Below are 19,020 nucleotides of genomic sequence, written 5' to 3' on the forward strand. Positions count from 1 at the left end.
TCGCTCGCCGCGTCCCTTACTGCCCCCAGCTGGCGAAGGCGTCCTTGAACACGCGCTCGCCCTCGACGCCCTTCTCGATCGACAGCAGCGCGCGCGTGCCGCCCTCGTAGACGATCGGGATGTCGAACCACTGCTTGCCCTTGAGCAGCATCAGGTTGCGCTTGGTGTCGACCTCGTTGGCGGACAGCGCCACCATGAAGAATTTCGGCGTCACCTTGGCGGTCTGCGTCACCAGCGCGGTGCCGCGCTCGGCCTCCTCGCCCTTGAGGCCGATGCCGCGCAGGCTCGTCAGTCCGCTCAGCGCCTGATCCTGCCAGTCGAATTTGAGTTCCATCACATGGCTCGCCGGCATCTCCATCTCGGCGTTGCGCCGCAAGGAGAGCGTGACCTTGGTGCCGTTCTCGATCTCGATCTCGCCCTTGATCGCGGGGGCGGCATCGACCCGCGGTCCCTTGCTCTGCTCGACCGACCACGTCACCTTGCCGGGATAGCGCTTGCCTTTCGGATCCTGCGGATCCTCGTAGTAGAGATAGGCCTGCGCAGGCGTGCTGACCGGCACGCTCATGCCGACGGTGGCGTGCTCCTCGGCCGCGGCAGCGACGACGGGCTTGCCGTCCGGCATGATCCGCTCGGCGCTGACCTTGCGCGGGCCCGGCTCGCCGGCCGGCAGCGTCGAAGCCGCGGTCGCATCGCTCAACGGCACCTGCAGCCATTCCGACGCGCGCTGCCAGGACACGGCCGCGCCGACGATCGCCAAGAGGCCGACCGCAGCGACCGCCATCACCCGCCGGCTTGGCAGCCGCCGGCGCGGCACGGCCGTGGTTTCCGCCGCCTGGAAGGCGACCGCGACGAGCGACGGATGGATCTTGGTCTCCTCGGCCGGAGCAGCAGGTGCCGGCGTCGCAATCACATCCGGCTTCGCCGGCTCTGCCGGCGCGGCGCTCGCGGCCGACAGCTCCATCACAACTGCCGCAGGCTTCTCTTCCGTGGATCGCTGTGCGACCGGCTCGGGCGTATCGACGACGATCCGCGGCGCTTCGATCACGCTGAGGGTGCGCTGTTCGCTCTTGTCGACGCTGACCGGCTGCACCACCGGCAGCGCAGGCGGTGTCGGCGACACCACCGCCTCGGGCGCGGGCGCGCGCGGCGGACGCCGGCGCAGCACGCGGATCTCCGGCGACGGCTTGGCCGGCGCGCTGGTGTCGAGCCGCGGCGGCAACGGACGGTCGCTCGCGCGGCTTGCAGGCGCAATGCCGTCGGCGCCGGAGCGGCGGGCCATCGAGAGATATTTCGCGACGGTCGCGATCTCCTCCTCCAGGGAATGCGTGGTGCTCGCCGAGCGCGGCGCCGGACGCCGTGCGGCGGCGGGACTCCGTGCCGGCTTCGGCAGCTCGGCGACGCGCGTGTCGGCGGGCTTGGAGATCTCTGCCAGGCGCGGCGCGGGATCGATCAGCGCAGGACGCGGGCGCAGCTCGATGATGCGATCCGGGAACAGGATCTCGGCGAGATCGCGCAGCGACGCATCGGGCAGCAGCAGCCGTCGCAACGGCGAGGGAATGCCGCGCAGCATCTTGGGATCGCTGCGGCCGACGGCGGCAGCGATCCGTCCAGCCGCGGTGAGCACGGCGTCGCGACGCTCATCGCTGACCAGCACCTTGCGGGCGCGCAGCATCGCGGTGAGCTCGCGCAGATCGGAGCGCGAGGCGTGGTCGACGACCAAGAGATCAAACGTGCCGATCCGAGCCGGCAGCAGCTCGGCGACACGCCAGGCCGGCATGATGTGGCAGGGGACCTCCTCGAGCCAGCCCTCCAGCGACTTGCGCGCGGCGAAGCGCAGACGGCGGGCGCTCGGGCCGGAGCAGGCCTGTGCCATCTTCTGCATCGTGTCGCTGAACCGCTTCAGCGACTGCCTGACGGCGCCGCTCGCGTTCTGGGCGATGCCGAGCGACATGCGGGCGCTGATCACGGCTTCGAACAGCGCAAGAGATCGCTTTTCGAGCCGCAGGCGCTGCGCGGCGAGATCATGCAGCAGCTGTCGCTGCTCGGGATTGTCGATCCGTATCAGGACGGCCCAGTTCCAGGCCGTCATCCAGTCGGACAAAGTCTCTGCATCCTCGGTCCCCGCAACCGATCGCAGCCGATCCGCGAGCTTCGGTGCGCCGGCAGCGAGCGTGAGCCGGCACGCCGTCCTGATCAGCTCGTAGTCCGCGCCGGCGGCGCGGATCTCGTCCATGGCGCTGAGAATGCCCGACCAGCGCGCTTCGAGCTCATCGGCCTCGGCTTCGGCATCGCCGACCCGCGAGAGCACGTCTGTCTGCACCGCGGCGGCGAGCTCGCCGGCGCCGGCGAACAATTCGCCGAGGCGCGCCAGCTCGACCAGCGGGCCGGAGACCCGCTTCATCACGCTCCGGATCGCGGCGGCGAAGGCCGTCGGCCGCTGCATGTCGGCCAGCATCGCGCTGACCTCGGCGTCCGGCATCGACAGCTTGCGACAGGCATCGACCACGTTGCGCATGGCGAGCGCCGCGGTCACGATGGCCGCGTCGACGCTCTTCACGATACGCTCGAGGTCATCGAAGGCGCGCGCCGATTCCAGTTGCAGCACCGGGGCGTCGATCTTGGTCGCAATCGCCGTCCATCGCGACCGCAGCGTATGCAGCTCGTGCCGCCACAGCAGGAAACGCGCGACAACCTGCCAGTCCGCCGGCGCCTGCGGCGCGATCCCGTCCACCGTGATGGCGTCGACCGCCGCCTTCAAGGCGCGGCGCGACGGCGTGAAGCGTGCGAACGGCTTCTCACCGGCCGCGAGCCGCTCGACGATGCGGATCGCCTCGCGCTTGGTGAAGGCCTCGACCGGCGCCTGCACCTGCCGCTTGGCAAACTCCGCGCTGCGCGACAGCTGGAACGAGGCATCGCGCGCCCAGGCCACGACCTTGTCGAGACCGGCGGGAGCGTCGGTCTTGCCGGCCCCGAGCGGCGACAGCTTTGCGAGCCAGGCTTCGTCGGCAATCGCACGATGGCCGGCGGCGAGCGCATCGAGATCGGCCGCCAGGCGATCAGTGGCGTCCAGCCCGAAGGTCGCGATGGCGTCGAGCGCCAGATCCTCGTCACGGCCGTCCTCGGACGTCAGCGCCGCCTGCTGCCGCAGCTCCTCATGCAAGCGCAGGAGCGTCGCCGTGTCGGGCAGTTGCGACGCATCCGGCAACACATCGTCGATGTGCTTGAGACGATCCCCGAGCCGCAGCCGCGCGTCGCGCGCTTTGTCGACCGCCACCACCACCGGGTCACCCGCGTCGAGCAGACGCTTCGGACGATCGACGAACCAGGCGTAGCAGTCCTGCGCGCCGATCAGCGCTTCGAACAACTCGAACGGCAGCTCCGGCACCGCGCCGGCCAGCCGCAGATGGCGCCGGACGATGTCGGAGATCTCATCGTCGAGCGAGGCGATCTGCGTTCGCTTGGAGATGATGTCGCGCTCGAGCCGGCCGATCTGGCCGACATGATCGCGCAGGCTCGTCGCCTCCACGATCGGCTGCAACCGGCCCGCCAGCGCCTCGGCCTTCCTCAGCACCTCCTTGTCGGTGCCGGTCGAGCTGACGGTCAGCTCGCGAATGCCGGATGGCAGCTTCTGGTGCAGCAGCGACAGCGCGGTCTCGTCTCGCGACACGACCAGCACCCGCGCGCCGAGCGCAAGGTGGTGGCAGACCACGTTGACGAGGGCCGCGATGCGATCCTCGCGCGTCCCGGACTGCACGACCATCCCGTCCACGCGGGCGAGCTCGCGCACGACCTCCGCATCTTCAGCCATTGACGGTAGCGGAAAGAACAGATCGCCCTGCTCGACCACCTCCTGCTTCGGCGCAGGCGCCAGATCGATCGGACCGCCGACGATGCCCGAGAGCTGCCGGCGCGCATTGACGTGCCCTCGCCCGTCCGGCTGCGCCACCAGCGCGCTGACGGCGGCCGACAGGCAGCATTCGGTTTGCGGCGCGTGCTCGATCGCGGTCTTGAGCCGATCGATGTCGCGCAGCGCGAGGCTCTCCGGCCGCCGCCGCGCCGCGATCAGCCAACGGCCGGTCGCAATCTCCGCTTCAGCATAGTCGCTCGCTTCCGGATCGCGCGACGGCTTGCGGCCGCCTTGCGCGCCCGCGGCGCTTGCGATCTGCTCGAGGCTGATCGGCATGAACGGCGACAGCTCGCCGCGCTCCTCGAGCGCATCGATCAGGCGATCGGACTTGTCGCGCAAGGCGAGCGCCACGTCGGGCGCGACGGCATCGAGCGCCCTGAGATTGACGGTTGCGGCGGCGAAGCGCGGCCGGACCCGGACCTCGGCATCGGGACGTTCGATGATCTCGATCTCGACCGGCCGCTCGAACAGCGGCAGCTCGCATTCGCGCCCGCTTTGTCGCCACGACGACAGCGCGATGCCCCACATGATCTCCATCGCCCGGTCGGCCCGGATCGCGGCGGCCATCTCGCGCAGCCGCTGATGGACCGCCATGGTGCGGCGGCGCATGCGTTCGGTCTCAGCCCAGTCGCTCCAGGCGCCGTCGAGATAGCGCTCGATGCGCTGAACGAGATCCGGACGCAGCTCCAGCCGCAGCCGGCCGGTCCAGGCGCCAAGCGTGGTGCCAGGCGAGAAATCCTCCGGCCGCGCATGACGGGCAAAGGTGAGACGGTTCTTCTCGATCTCATCGACCGTGACCTGAATGCTCTCGCGCGGTAACGGACGACGCTCCGGATCGGACGACAGCTCGACCCAGACCTCGAGATCGGCATCGATGGCCGGCGGCTCGGTCGCGGCGAGCGCCTCGACGGCGAGCCACACCGGGCCATCGACATCGAACGTGTTCAGCACGATGCCGGGAAGGCCCTCCAACTCCTCGCGGTCGAGCGCAAGGCCGTGATCCCCGACGAACAGATGATCCGTCTGCCGTTCGGCCGACGATCGTTCGGAGCGGATGATCTCGGTGAGGCTGCCGAGCACATCGCGCAGCGGCTCGGCGGAGGTCCCGGTCCCCAGACCCTCAGCGGTCTGCGCGACCCAGGAGTCCGGCGCGACCTCGGGCTCCGGCGCGGCGGCTCCAGAAGCCCCGAGAGCGCCGAGCAGCCGCTTGCCATGATCGGCTGAGACGAGCGACGCGGCGCGGTCGGTTGCCTTGCCGTCAGTCGGTCGCATGTGCACTGGATGGCTCATCGTGCCGCTCCCCCTGTGAGCTGCGCCGCAATACCGGCTCGCGCCAGGCGAGAGGCTGACCGACAAGGACGGCCCTGCCCGTGATGATCACGATGCGCCGGGCGATCGGAGCGTGGGTTCAGTCTGGACAAGCTTGCCTCGCTGCAACGTCTTGGAACTCCCGACTCGTTGCGGAGGCGTATGGCGAAGGTAGGTCACATCAATGACCCGACAGGTAGATGAATGTGACGATTGTCGATCCAGCGAGGATTTCGGGAAAAACTCCCGGACTACACGCTGATGAAAATGGCCCGTAAAGAGCGGCTAGTCCTCAGGTTTTTAGTCAGCGCCGCGCTCGGTCGCCGCAGCGTGTGCGTCACCTGCGCGAATACGGTAGAACATGTCTAAGAATACTTCTAACGCTCAAGAAGAAACATGCCGAGATGTGCCGGACATCCGATCTCCGCGTCGCCCCAGGGCCCGCGCCCATGTTCGGCCATCACCATGCCGCGCTTGCGGCGAAGCCGTTGGATGGCACGCCACGAACATCTGCCCGCCCGCGTATCATGCGCGTCCGGGCGGCGCTGCTTGAAACAGCAGAAAAGCTGAAGTAGGCGTTATTTCAATGACAATAACGCCGTCCCGACGACATCAGCGCGATCGGTCCGGCACTGCATGGTTAGGCATCCGATGAGAGCTGTGGCCGCATGCGGTGCGATCCTGATGGCGCTGATCTCCGGGCCATGGGGAGGATATGCGCAGGCGGAGACCGCCGCGGCCGGGCGTGAGCCCGCGACGGTCAAGCTTTCTGCAACGCAACAAAAGCAGATCGGATTGCAGACGGCGGTGCTGGCGGCGGAGTCGCATCCCGAGCAGATCCGCGCCTACGGCACGGTGCTGGACGTGGCGCGGCTCACCGAGCTCACCAACAACTACGCCAACGCCCAGGCCCAGTTGCAGACCGCGCAGGCCAAGCTGGATGTCGCGAGGCTGGCCTATGAGCGCGCCCGCGATCTCGTGCAGTCGGCGGCGATGCCGAAGAAGGATGCCGAAGCGGCCGAAGGCACCTTCCGGACTGATCAAGCAGCCCTCGCCGCAGCGGACTCCCAAGTGAAGACGTTGATGGCGACCGCGCGGCAGGAATGGGGCGCGGTGATCGGACGCGGCATCATCGAGCGCTCGCCTCAGGTCGTGCAACTGATCGAGCGCGAGCAACTGCTGGTTCAGGTCACGCTGCCGCCGGGTGTGACCCTGGCCGAGCCGCCGCGCTCGGCGCTGGCGCAGGCGCCGACGCGGACCGCCAACATCGATCTGCGCTACTTGTCGCCGGCCACCCGGACCGACCCGCGCATCCAGGGCGTGAGCTATTACTTCGTCGCGGCCGGCGACAGCGGATTGCTGCCGGGCATGAACACGACGGCCTATGTCCCGTCGGGGAAATCCTATGACGGCGTCTTCGTCGAGGACACCGCCATCGTGCAATGGCAGGGCCGCGCCTGGGTCTATCTGCGCGCCGGTCCCGAGACCTTCAAGCGGCATCCGATCCGCACCGACCAGCCGGTCTCGGATGACGACTACGTCGTGCAGGACATTCCGTCGGGCTCCGAGATCGTCCTGCGCGGCGCGCAGGTGCTGTTGTCCGAGGAAGCCAAGAGCGAGCTGCGCGGCGGCGATGATGATTGACGGCGTTCGCCTGGCCGCGACGGGGCCGCAGGCCGCGCTGGTCTCGTTCGCGATCCGCTTCCGCGGCATGATGCTGGCGCTGGCCTGCACCATTCTCGTTCACGGCGTCTTCTCGCTGGGCAGCGCGAAATATGCTGTCTTCCCTGAGTTCGCGCCGCCGCAGGTGTCGATCCAGACGGAGGCGCCCGGGCTCAGTCCCGAGCAGGTCGAGGTGCTCGTCACCCAGCCGATCGAGACCTCGATCAACGGTCTTGCCGGCGTCGAGAGCATGCGCTCGTCATCGATCCAGGGCCTCTCCGTCGTGTCCGTGGTCTTCCAGCCCGACACCGACGTGTTCAGGGCGCGGCAGCTGGTGACCGAGCGGCTCACCGTCGTCACGAACGGCCTGCCCCAGGGTGTCCGCGCGCCCTCGATGACCCCGCTGGTGCCGGCGGCGGGCACCGTGCTGGCGATCGGCCTGACCTCCGAGCAGCGGTCGCTGATGGAGCTGCGCACCGTCGCCGACTGGACCGTGAGCCGGCGGCTGCTCGCCGTCCCCGGCGTCGCACAGGTCACGACCTATGGCCGGGACGTGCGGTCCCTTCAGGTGCAGGTGCGATCGGACGATCTGGTCCGCTTCGGCGTCGGCATGAACGATGTCGTGGCGGCGGCGCGCAAGGCCACCGGCGTGCGCGGCGCCGGCTTCGTCGATACCGCCAATCAGCGCGTCATCCTGCAGACGCAAGGCCAGTCGCTCACGCCGGAGCAACTGGCACGCACGGTGCTGCTGCATCAGGGCGGCGCCAGCGTCGTGCTCGGCGATGTCGCAACCGTCGTCAACGCGCCGGAGCCGCCGATCGGCGGCGCGCTGATCGACGGCCAGCCCGGCATCATGATGATGATCAGCCAGCAATATGGCGCCAACACGCGCAACGTCGCCGCGCGCGTCGAGACTGCGCTGCAGGAGCTGCGCCCGGCGCTGGACAGCGAGAAGGTCAAGCTGCACGCCGATCTGTTTCGTCCGGCGACGTTCATCGATTCCGCGACGAGGAACGTGCTGGTGGCGCTGCTGATCGGCGGCGCGCTGGTCGTGATCGTGCTGTTCCTGTTCCTCTACGACTGGCGGACCTCGGTGATCAGCTGCACCGCGATTCCGCTGTCGCTGTTCTCGGCCGTGCTCGTGCTGCAATGGATCGGACAGAGCCTGGACACGATGACGCTCGGCGGCCTTGCGATCGCGATCGGCGAGGTGGTCGACGATGCCGTGATCGGGGTCGAGAACGTCGTCCGCCGGCTGCGCGAGAACCGCGCTCTGCCCTTGCCGCGCAACGAGGCCCGCGTCGTCTATGACGCCATGCTCGAGGTCCGCAGCGCGGTGGCCTATGCCACCTTCGCTGTGCTGCTGGTGTTCGTTCCGATCCTGGCGCTGCCGGGGCTGGCCGGGCGGCTGTTCGGTCCGCTCGGCATCGCCTATATCCTCGCCGTCGTGGCCTCGCTGCTCGTGGCGCTGACGGTGACGCCGGCGCTGTCGATGATGCTGCTCGCCGGCCGCAAGCCGCGCGCCAGTCGCGAGCCGCCGCTGGTGCGCTGGTCGCGCCGCCACTACGAGCGGCTGCTGCGGCGGCTGAGCCGCTTCCCCAAGCTGGTGATGGCGGCCGCGCTGCTCGTCACGCTTGGTGGCGCCGCTTTGGTGCCGCTGTTCGGCGGCACCTTCCTGCCCGACCTCAAGGAGGGCCATCTGATCCTCCACGTCTCGACGCTTCCGGGTACCTCGCTCGATGAATCGCTGCGGTTGGGCACCTTGATCGCCGCAGCACTACGCGACGTGCCTGAGGTGCGCAGCGTCGCGCAGCATGCCGGCCGCGCCGAGGCTGGCGTCGATACCGCGGGCACGCATTCCAGCGAGATCGAGGTCGATCTGAAGCCCGGCCTGTCCGGCGACGAGCAGGAGCGCGCCGAGCAGCACATCCGCGCCGCGCTCGCCAACTTCGCCGGCATCAACCTGTCGATCAAGACGTATCTCACCGAGCGCATCGAGGAGACGCTGTCCGGCTTCAACGCCGCCGTCGTCATCAACGTGTTCGGTCCGGATCTCGATGATCTCGAGCGTGCGGCGAACGACATCGCCCGCGAGCTCGGCGAGGTCTGGGGCGCGATCGACATCCAGCAGCAATCGCCGCCGGGCATGCCGCAGGTCAACGTGACCCTGCGCCCGACCGATCTGCAGTCCTGGGGCCTCGATGCGGTGGAGGTGCTGGAGCTGATCCGCACCGCCTATCAGGGCGACGTCGTCGGCCAGGCCTATGAGGGCAACGTCGTCTTCAACGTCATCGTCAAGCTCGATCCCGATGCCAGCGCGCGCCCGACCGAGATCGGCAACATGCCGATCAGGACGCCGAGCGGCGCCTACATCCTGCTGAAGCAGGTTGCCGACGTCTACGGCACGGCCGGGCGCTACGTCGTGCTCCATCGCAACGGCCAGCGCGTGCAGACGGTGACCGCCAATGTCAGCGAGCGCGATCTCGAATCCTTCGTCACTGCTGCCAAGCGCAAGATCGCCAAGGAGGTCAAGCTGCCGCCGGGCGTGCATGTCGAGTTCACCGGCGCCGCCGAGGCGCAAGCCAAGTCACGGCGCGACCTCCTGCTGAACTCGCTGCTCGCAACGATCGGCATCGTGCTCCTGCTGTCGCTCGTGACAGGCCATTGGCGCAATCTCGTGCTGGTGCTGCTCAACCTGCCCTTCGCCTTCGTCGGCGGCGTCATCGCCGTCGCGCTGACGGGAAGCGTGCTGTCGCTGGGGTCGATGATCGGCTTCGTCACGCTGTTCGGAATCGCGCTGCGCAACTCGATCCTGATGATCTCGCATTACGAGCATCTGGTGAGCGAGGAGGGACGTAGCTGGGGCCTGGAGACCGCGATTGCCGGTGCCGCCGACCGCCTGGTGCCGATCCTGATGACCTCGCTGGTGACCGGCCTCGGCCTGCTGCCGCTCGCGCTCGGCGCCGGCGAGCCGGGCCGCGAGATCGAGGGGCCGATGGCCATCGTCATCCTCGGCGGATTGCTGACCTCGATGGCGCTGAACCTGCTGGTGCTGCCGACGCTCGCCCTGCGCTTCGGGCGGTTCGTCGCGGATGCGCCGCCGAATCGAGATGCCGCCGTTGCCTGATGAGCGGCCGGTGGTGAACGCTCAACCCAGCGAGCGCAGCCAAGCCAATCGCGCAATGGCCTGCGCCGCGAGCCGCTGCAGCAGATCCAGCTGGGCAGGCTCCGTCGCGCGCTCCGCCTGATCGAGATAGGCGTCCGCGAGCGCCTCGGCGATGTCTGGCGCATCTGCCTGCGCGAGCGCAGCAGGTAGGCGGATCAAGTCAGCCCCATCGGTTGCCATCGCCGCAGCCTCCTGCGCCAGCTCGCGCATGCGATCCGCTTGCGGACCTCGGCGGCGCGTGGCCATCTCGCCGAGCAGCTCGGCAAGACGATGTTCGAGCTGCCCCGCTGCAACAGGTGCTCCGGACGTCACAGCCAAGGACGCGCGCTTGGCGTCATTCTCCCGGTGATAGGCGCGGCGCCGCTCCTTGCGCAGCGTCGCGACATGGCCGAGCTCTTCGCGCGCCATCGTCTCCGACGCCGACTTGACCTCGGCGTTGTCGCTATAGGCCGCGAGATAGGACCAGAACGCGAAGGCCCGCTCCTCGTTGCGCACGGCCATCGACAGCGCCCGGTAGGGCGTCATCAGACGCGAGCTCTCGATCTCCGCCACAGCATTGGCATCAAAGGTCTCCGGCGCCTGCCAGCGCACCAGCGACGCATCCGGCGCGCGTCCGGTTCGCGCGTGTGACCATTTCACGACGCTGTCGACATGCTCGCGCTCGGCTGCCGCGAGATCCGCAAACACATCTGCAAGATCACCGCGGCCCTGACGCTGCATCTCCTCGGAGAGCTCGGTGTAGCGATCCGCCGCTTCCTGTTCCATCGCATTCGCAAGCGCGAACATCTCGTCGAGCGAGTTCAGGTTCCCGGCCGGTTCCGACTTGAGCAAGAGCGTTCGTGACAACAACATGATGGGAACGGCCTTAAGTGCTTGTCCGCGCCTGTTTGATCCAGCGCAAAGTTCATCGCGACCCGACCCACTAGACATCTCGCCACAGCAGGAGTCAATTTAGGTTGGCTCGATTTGCTTCGGGGTCGCCAACGGCGACGATCCCTCTTCCCAAACACACGACTGATAGGAATACGCGTCCTTCGGGGGCGGGCCGTTCCGCTTGAGGTGATCATGGTTGCGAGTGATATCGCCACCAATCGAGGACGCATGGCTGCTGCGATTGCAGCAGTCATCATCGCGCTCTGCCTGATCGCAGCGCCGCGCACGGCGCATGCTGCCGGCGATCTCGCGAACTATCTGCCAAAGATCACGCCGGGCCAGCTCTTTCCCGAAGCGGATCGGTTCGGCGCGCCGCAAGGCGAGCCGCCGATTGCCCCCGTCTATCGCGGCGATCAGCTCAAGGGCTACGTCTATCTCAATTCCGATTTCGCGAACGCGGTCGGCTACTCCGGCAAGCCGATCCACATCCTCGTCGGCATCGATCCGAAGGGCGTCATCACCGGACTGAAGCTGGTCGACCACAAGGAGCCGATCGTGCTGATCGGCATTCCCGAGCCGCGCATCGTCGCCGCGCTCAACGGCCTGCTCGGCAGGGACATGACGCCGGTCGCGCGCGGCGCGGAGCATGCGCCGCAGGCCGACATCGTCTCCGGCGCGACGGTCACCGTGCTGGTGATGCATGACAGCATCGTCCGCGGCGCGATGCGCCTGATCCGCAGCGGCCGCATCGGCGCGAGCACGGCAACTGCCGCCGCTCCACAGCCCAACGTGGTGAAGTCGGTCGATCCCGACAAGAGCGAGATCCGCGACTGGACCAGCCTGCTCGGCGACGGCTCGGTACGACGGCTTCACCTCAGTATCGGCGACGTCAACGACGCGTTCGCGAAGTCAGGCAATGCAGCGGCCGCGCAGAATCCAGAGCCAGGCGGTGCCGACGACACCTTCATCGATCTCTATGTCGCGCTCGCCAGCGTGCCGACCATCGGCCGCAGCCTGCTCGGCGATGAGGGTTATCAGCGGCTCAAGGCCCGGTTGCAGCCGGGTCAGCAGGCGATCATCATCGCCGGCGACGGCGCCTATTCGTTCAAGGGCTCAGCCTATGTGCGCGGCGGCATCTTCGATCGCATCGAGGTGCTGCAGGACGGCGCGAGCACGCGGTTCCGCGATAAGAACCACACGCGGCTCGGCGGCCTGGAGGCCGCAGGTGCTCCTGCCCTGCGCGAGATCGGGTTGTTCGTCACGCCGCCCGAATTCACGCTCGACCCGATCGAGCCATGGCAATTGCAGTTGCTGGTGCAGCGGACCACGGGCAATCGCGACAAGGCGTTCCTCACGTTCGACCTCAACTACACCCTGCCCGACATCTACCTGAAGCGGGAGACGCGCGCCGCGGCCCCCGCGGCGAACGCGCCTGCGGCGGCTCCTGCTCCGGCCACGACGACGCCAGCCTCGACCGACGACACCGAAGAGCCGCTCTGGATGCGCATCTGGCGCACGCAGACCGTCACCATCGGCATCACCGCTGTCGCCCTCGCCGTCCTTACCGGGATCTTCTTCTTCCAGAACGTGCTGGTGCGCCGTCCGCAACTCTACACCTGGGTGCGGCGCGCTTATCTCTTGTTCGTGCTGGTCTGGCTCGGCTGGTACGCCAACGCGCAGCTCTCGGTCGTCAACGTCGTCACCTTCACCAACGCGCTGCTGACCGGCTTCCACTGGGAGTTCTTCCTCGCCGCGCCGCTGATCTTCATCCTGTGGGCCGCCACGGCGGCAGGCCTGCTGTTCTGGGGTCGCGGGCCGTTCTGCGGCTGGCTGTGTCCGTTCGGCGCGCTGCAGGAGCTGACCAACACGGTGGCGAAGTGGTTGAAGGTGCCGCAGATCACCGTGCCCTGGGGCCTGCACGAGCGGCTCTGGCCGATCAAATACACCATCTTCCTCGGCCTGTTCGGCCTGTCGCTGTACTCCGTCGCGCTGGCCGAGCAGGTCGCCGAGGTCGAGCCGTTCAAGACCGCGATCATCCTGAAGTTCGCGCGCAGCTGGCCGTTCGTGCTCTACGCGGTGGCGCTGATCGGCATCGGCCTGTTCATCGAGCGCTTCTTCTGCCGCTATCTCTGCCCGCTCGGCGCCGCACTCGCGATTCCCGGCCGCATCCGCACCTTCGAATGGCTGCGGCGCTGGAAGGAATGCGGCTCGCCCTGCCAGCGCTGCGCCAAGGAATGTCCGGTGCAGTCGATCCATCCCGAGGGGCACATCAACGTCAATGAATGCATCTACTGCATGCATTGCCAGGAGCTCTACTACGACGACCAGCGCTGCCCGCACATGATCCAGGTCCGGCTCAAGCGCGAGAAGTTCGAGGCGATGTCGTCGCCGACGATGCGCGCCGGAAAAGCCGGCCCCAAGACGCTCATCACCCATGCCGGCCAGCCGCTGACCGCGCCTGCTCGATCCTCCGATCTCACTCGCCCATCATAAGGAGACCACGATGGCGCACGACGACGACCACAACAAACTCAGCCGCCGGCAGATCGTCGGCACGGCCGCGCTCGGCGCAGCCGGCGTAGCCGGCAGCATCGGCCTCGGCAAGAGCCTCGAGACCACGCCGGCCGCGGCACAGCCGCGTCCCGCGCAGAACAAGGCGGAGGTGGCGCCGGGCCAGCTCGACGAATACTACGTGTTCTTCTCCTCGGGCCAGACCGGCGAGCTGCGCATCGTCGGCATGCCCTCGATGCGCGAGCTGATGCGCATTCCGGTGTTCAACCGCTGCAGCGCCACCGGCTGGGGCCAGACCAACGAGAGCCGCAAGATCATGACCGAGGGCCTGCTGCCGGAGACGCGCGAGCGGCTCAAGGACAAGCTCGGCATCTGGATGAACGGCGACACCCATCATCCGCACATGTCGTTCACCAACGGCACCTATGACGGTCGCTACATCTTCATCAACGACAAGGCCAACACCCGCCTCGCCCGCATCCGCACCGACGTGATGAAGTGCGACAAGATCATCGAGCTGCCGAACCAGTACACCATCCACGGCATGCGGCCGCAGAAGTTCCCGCGCACCGGCTATCTGTTCTGCAACGGCGAATATGAGGTGCCGCTGCCCAACGACGGCACGGTGCTCGACGACAAGTCGAAATACTTCTCGATCTTCTCGGCTGTCGACGGCGACACGATGAAGGTGGCCTGGCAGGTGATCGTCGACGGCAATCTCGACAACACCGATTGCGACTACCAGGGCAAATATGCGTTTGCGACCTGCTACAATTCCGAGAAGGGCGTGACGCTGGCCGAGATGACGGCGAGCGAGCAGGATTGGGTGACGATCTTCAACATCAAGCGCATTGAAGAAGCCGTCAAGAAGGGCGACTTCAAGGAGATGAACGGCGTTCCCGTCATCGATGGCCGCAAGGGCTCGCCCTACACCCGCTATGTGCCGGTCTCGAACAGTCCGCACGGCCTCAACACCGCGCCCGACGGCATCCACGTCGTCGCCAACGGCAAGCTGGCGCCGACCGTGACGGTGATGGACGTCCGCCTGATCGACGGCCTGTTCGACGACAAGATCAAGCCGCGCGACATCGTCGTGGCCGAGCCGGAGTTGGGTCTCGGACCGCTGCATACCGCCTTCGACGGCCGCGGCAACGCCTACACCACGCTGTTCCTCGACAGCCAGGTCTGCAAATGGAGCCTCGACCTCGCCAAGCGCGCGTTCAAGGGCGAGAAGGTCAATCCGATCATCCAGAAGCTCGACGTCCAGTATCAGCCGGGCCACAACCACGCCTCGATGGGCGAGACCCGCGAGGCCGACGGCAAATGGCTGCTGTCGCTGAACAAGTTCTCCAAGGATCGCTTCCTCAATGTCGGTCCGCTCAAGCCCGAGAACGATCAGCTGATCGACATCTCCGGCGACAAGATGGAGCTGGTGCATGACGGCCCGAGCTTCGCCGAGCCGCATGATGCCGTGATCGTGCACCGCTCCAAGCTCGAGGGCCGCGTGACCTCGATCTGGAAGCGCGACGATCCGTTCTTCGCCGACGCCCGCAAGCAGGCCGCGGCCGACGGCGTCACCCTGGAGAGCGACGGCAAGGTGATCCGCGACGGCAACAAGGTCCGCGTCTACATGTGGTCCAGCGCGCCGGCCTATGCGCTCGAGAAGTTCGAGGTCAAGCAGGGCGACGAGGTGACGGTCTATGTCACCAACATCGACGACGTCGAGGACCTCGTGCACGGCTTCTGCATCGTCAACTACGGCGTCAACATGGAGATCGATCCGCAGCAGACCTCGTCGGTGACGTTCATCGCCGACAAGCCCGGCGTCTACTGGTATTTCTGCACATGGTTCTGCCACGCCATGCACATGGAAATGCGCGGCCGCATGCTGGTCTCGCCGCGGAACGCCTGACGATGCGGCGGATGCGCCAGATCACGACATCGGGGCTGGCGGCGGTTCTCGCCGCCGGCCTCGCCTTGCCTGCTCGCGCGGCGACGCTGCAGGTCGCGCCCGAGACCAAGGATCTGCAGGCTGTGCTGGATCGGGCCGTTGACGGCGACGAGATCTCGCTGTCCGACGGCACATATCGCGGGCCGCTGCGCGTCACGCACAGCATCACGCTGACCGGCTCCCCGGGCACCACCATCACGGCCGACGGCCAGGGCAGCGTCATCACCGTGACCGCGCCGGGCGCGGTCATTCGTGGCCTCACGATCCGCGGCTCCGGCCACTCGTTGGAGCAGATGGATTCCGGCGTATTCGTCGAACAGGCCGCGCACGACACGGTGATCGAGAACAATCACATCGACGGAAATCTGTTCGGCGTGTACCTGCATGGCTCGGCCAACGCGCAGGTGCGGCACAACAGCATCATCGGCCTGCGCGCGGCCCATCCCGGCGGCGCCGGGAACGGCGTCTCGGTGTGGAACGCGCCGGGCGCCAAGGTGATCGACAACGACATCCGCTACGGACGCGACGGCGTGTTCGTGATCACCAGCCGCAACAACGTCTTCAGCCATAATCGCTTCAGCGATTTGCGCTTCGCTGTCCACGACATGTACGCCAATGACGGCGAGATCTCAGGGAATGTCTCGACCCGCAACATCATCGGCTATGCGATGATGTTCTCGAAGAACCTCGTGGTGAAGGACAACGTCTCCGACCACGACCGCGACCGCGGCATGCTGTTCAACGCGACCAACGGCTCGCAGATCTCCGGCAACAGCGTCATCGGCGGGCTGCAGCCGGCGGAGCGCTGGGCCACCGCCGAGAACCGCGGCGCCGACGAAGGTGTGCCGCAGACCGAGACGCGTTCGGTCACGCAAACGGGCGGCGTTCGCCCGGGTCCGGAGAAATGCGTGTTCGTCTACAACACCAACAACAACCGCATCACCGACAACTGGTTCGAGGGCTGCGAGATCGGCGTGCACTTCACCGCCGGCTCAGAGGGCAACGACATCCGGGGCAATGCCTTCGTCAACAATGCCAGCCAGATCAAATATGTCGGCACCCGCCATCTCGACTGGTCGAAGAACGGCCGCGGCAATTACTGGAGCGACAATCCCGGCTTCGACCTCAATGGAGACGGCGTCGCCGACACGGCCTATCGGCCGAACGACCTGATCGACCGCGTGCTGTGGACGGCGCCCGCGGCCAAGGTGCTGATCAACAGCCCGGCCGTGCAGGTGATCCGCTGGGCGCAGGCGCAATTCCCGGCGATCCTGCCCGGCGGCGTCGTCGACAGTCATCCGCTGATGTCGCCGCCGGCGCGCCGCACTGCTGCAGGGAGCACACCCCGATGAGCGCGACCGTCCATATCGCCGACGTCGTCAAGCACTACGGCAAGGTCGAAGCCGTGAAGGGCGTGTCGTTCGATCTTGCTGAAGGCGAGATGGTGGCGCTGATCGGCCACAACGGCGCCGGCAAGACCACACTGATGAAGATGATGCTGGGCCTCATTCGCCCGACCCGCGGCACGATCGCCGTGCTCGGCGAAAATCCCGCCGCCGGCGAGTTCTCGGCGCGGCGCCAGCTCGGCTATCTGCCGGAGAATGTCGCCTTCGATGCCGCCCTCACCGGCCGCGAGACGCAGGCGTTCTATGGGCGGCTCAAGCGTGAGCCGGTGAAGGACGCGCTGGCGCTGCTCGAGGTTGTCGGCCTCGGCCATGCCGCGAAGCGCCGCGTCAACACCTATTCCAAGGGCATGCGCCAGCGTCTCGGCCTGGCGCAGGCGCTGATCGGCAGGCCGCGCGTGCTGCTGCTCGACGAGCCGACCACCGGGCTCGACCCGGAGCTGCGCCAGACGTTCTATGAGGTCATCCAGAAGCTCGCTGGCGAAGGCACCACCGTGCTGCTCTCCTCGCACGCGCTGACCGAGTTGGAAGAGCGCGCCGGCCGCGTCATCATCATGAACCGCGGCGTCAAGGTCGCCGACGGCACGCTCGACGAGCTGCGCCGCCTGGCGAGGCTGCCGACGCGGATCAGAGTCAAGGTGGCCGACCTGCCGCCGTCGGGCGCGCCGGCCTGGCTGCCGGCCGCCACATCCTATCGCCGGATCAACGGCCACATCGTCGAGATCGACGCGGCGCCGGACGACAAGATCGACCTGCTGCGCCGCGCAACGGCCGACGGCAACAGTGTGCAGGATCTCGAGCTGATCCCGCCCAATCTCGACGAGCTCTACGCGCATTTCCTGCGCCACGCGGAGCGCCCGCAATGAACGGTCTGATCACCATTACCGCCAAGGAAATCCAGCAGGCGATTCGCAATCGCTGGGTGCTCGCCGCAACCTTGCTGCTCGCCGGGCTCGCGCTGTCGCTGACCTTCCTCGGCAGCGCGCCGACCGGCACCGTCGGCGCCCGTGCGCTCGATGTCGTCATCGTCAGCCTGTCGAGCCTGACGATCTTCCTGATCCCGCTGATCGCGCTCTTGATCGCGCATGACGCCATCGTCGGCGACATGGAGCGCGGCACCATGCTGCTGCTGCTGAGCTATCCCGTGGCGCGCTGGCAAGTGCTGCTCGGCAAGTTCCTCGGCCACCTCGCGGTGCTCGCCTTCGCCACTTGTCTCGGCTATGGCGCCGCCGCCGTGGCGCTGCTGATCACCGGCAGCAGCTTCGACGCCGAGGGGCTCGCTGCGTTCGCCGCCATGATCGGCTCGTCCGTGCTGCTCGGCGCCGTCTTCGTCGCGATCGGCTATCTCGTCAGCGCCGTCGTGCGCGACCGCGGCACGGCCGCGGGGCTTTGCATCGGGCTGTGGCTGCTGCTGGTGCTGATCTACGACATGGCCCTGCTCGGCCTCCTCGTGCTCGACCAGGGCCGCACCATCTCCGGCGGCGTGCTGAGCGCGCTGCTGCTGCTCAACCCGGCCGATGCGTACCGGCTGTTCAACCTCACCGGCTTCGCCAATGTCAGCCTGTTCTCCGGCATGGCCGGGCTCGCCGCCAGCAGCACGCTTTCGGTGCAGGCGCTGCTGACCGCGCTAGTGCTGTGGACCGTGATCCCGCTCGCCGGCGCCACGCTGGCCTTCTCCCGGAGGGAGCTATGAAACGCTTCGCTGTCGCCTGTGCGCTCGCCGCCGCGTTCGTCCTGACCGGCTGCAACGACAAACAGGCCGCGGCACCGCCACCGCCGATCAAGCTGACCCAACAGGCGATCGGGCATTATTGCGGCATGAACCTGCTCGAGCATTCAGGTCCCAAGGGGCAGATCTTCGCCGCCAGCCTGATCGAGCCGGTGTGGTTCTCCTCGGCGCGCGACGCCATCGCCTTCACGATGCTGCCCGATGAGCCGAAGGACATCCAGGCGATCTACGTCTCCGACATGGGCAAGGCCGCAAGTTGGGACAATCCCGGCGCCGACAATTGGATCGAGGCGCGCAACGCGCTGTTCGTGATCGGCAGCCGGCTCAAGAGCGGCATGGGCAGCGACGAAGCCGTGCCGTTCTCGGAGCGGTCAGCCGCCGAGCGCTTTGCCGCCGAGCATGGCGGCCGCGTCGTCAGCTTCAGCGACGTGCCGCGCGACTACGTGCTGAGCGCGGCGGAGGACAGCGCTGGCGCTGCCGAGCCGGACGCCGGGAAAACCAATTGAGGTG

10 protein-coding genes are annotated in these 19,020 nt (G+C 67.4%); 8 read left to right on the plus strand and 2 right to left on the minus strand.

The genetic code is table 11. The features are described 5' to 3' along the window. Positions 1 to 16: 16 nt before the first annotated feature. Positions 17 to 5,197, minus strand: a complete 5,181-nt coding sequence (locus ACVILH_RS03110) for an AAA family ATPase (RefSeq protein ID WP_456711572.1) — start codon at positions 5,195 to 5,197, stop codon at positions 17 to 19. Between the two features lie 654 nt (positions 5,198 to 5,851). Between ACVILH_RS03110 and ACVILH_RS03115 the strand changes: the two genes are divergently transcribed. Continuing rightward, complete coding sequence (locus ACVILH_RS03115) at positions 5,852 to 6,859, plus strand: efflux RND transporter periplasmic adaptor subunit (RefSeq protein ID WP_456711573.1); 1,008 nt, start codon at positions 5,852 to 5,854, stop codon at positions 6,857 to 6,859. Next, positions 6,852 to 10,004 carry an efflux RND transporter permease subunit gene (locus ACVILH_RS03120; RefSeq protein ID WP_456711574.1) on the plus strand — a complete coding sequence of 1,051 codons (3,153 nt, stop codon included), beginning with the start codon at positions 6,852 to 6,854 and terminating at the stop codon, positions 10,002 to 10,004. Before ACVILH_RS03115 ends, ACVILH_RS03120 begins: the two co-directional genes overlap by 8 nt. Before the next feature lie 21 nt (positions 10,005 to 10,025). Here ACVILH_RS03120 and ACVILH_RS03125 read toward each other — a convergent pair whose 3' ends face one another. Then, the gene (locus ACVILH_RS03125) at positions 10,026 to 10,895 is read right to left on the minus strand and encodes a ferritin-like domain-containing protein (RefSeq protein WP_456711575.1); all 870 of its coding nucleotides are present in this window, start codon (positions 10,893 to 10,895) and stop codon (positions 10,026 to 10,028) included. 249 nt (positions 10,896 to 11,144) lie between these two features. Between ACVILH_RS03125 and ACVILH_RS03130 the strand changes: the two genes are divergently transcribed. The 6 genes from ACVILH_RS03130 to ACVILH_RS03155 are packed head-to-tail and all read left to right on the plus strand — an operon-like array spanning position 11,145 to position 19,016. Further along, positions 11,145 to 13,409 carry a 4Fe-4S binding protein gene (locus tag ACVILH_RS03130; protein WP_456711576.1) on the plus strand — a complete coding sequence of 755 codons (2,265 nt, stop codon included), beginning with the start codon at positions 11,145 to 11,147 and terminating at the stop codon, positions 13,407 to 13,409. Positions 13,410 to 13,419: 10 nt separating this feature from the next. Next, positions 13,420 to 15,339 carry a TAT-dependent nitrous-oxide reductase gene (nosZ, locus tag ACVILH_RS03135; RefSeq protein ID WP_456711577.1) on the plus strand — a complete coding sequence of 640 codons (1,920 nt, stop codon included), beginning with the start codon at positions 13,420 to 13,422 and terminating at the stop codon, positions 15,337 to 15,339. Positions 15,340 to 15,341: 2 nt separating this feature from the next. Continuing rightward, complete coding sequence (locus tag ACVILH_RS03140; protein ID WP_456711578.1) at positions 15,342 to 16,730, plus strand: nitrous oxide reductase family maturation protein NosD; 1,389 nt, start codon at positions 15,342 to 15,344, stop codon at positions 16,728 to 16,730. Then, entirely contained in the window at positions 16,727 to 17,647 is a 921-nt protein-coding gene (locus ACVILH_RS03145) for an ATP-binding cassette domain-containing protein (RefSeq protein WP_456711579.1), read from the plus strand. The genes ACVILH_RS03140 and ACVILH_RS03145 overlap by 4 nt, the downstream gene beginning before the upstream one ends. Next, positions 17,644 to 18,474 carry an ABC transporter permease subunit gene (locus ACVILH_RS03150; RefSeq protein WP_456711580.1) on the plus strand — a complete coding sequence of 277 codons (831 nt, stop codon included), beginning with the start codon at positions 17,644 to 17,646 and terminating at the stop codon, positions 18,472 to 18,474. The genes ACVILH_RS03145 and ACVILH_RS03150 overlap by 4 nt, the downstream gene beginning before the upstream one ends. After that, positions 18,471 to 19,016: a nitrous oxide reductase accessory protein NosL gene (locus tag ACVILH_RS03155; RefSeq protein WP_456711581.1), complete on the plus strand. Its 546-nt coding sequence runs from the start codon at positions 18,471 to 18,473 to the stop codon at positions 19,014 to 19,016. The genes ACVILH_RS03150 and ACVILH_RS03155 overlap by 4 nt, the downstream gene beginning before the upstream one ends. Positions 19,017 to 19,020: the final 4 nt, after the last annotated feature.

The sequence above is a fragment of the Bradyrhizobium sp. USDA 4353 genome (assembly GCF_054063215.1).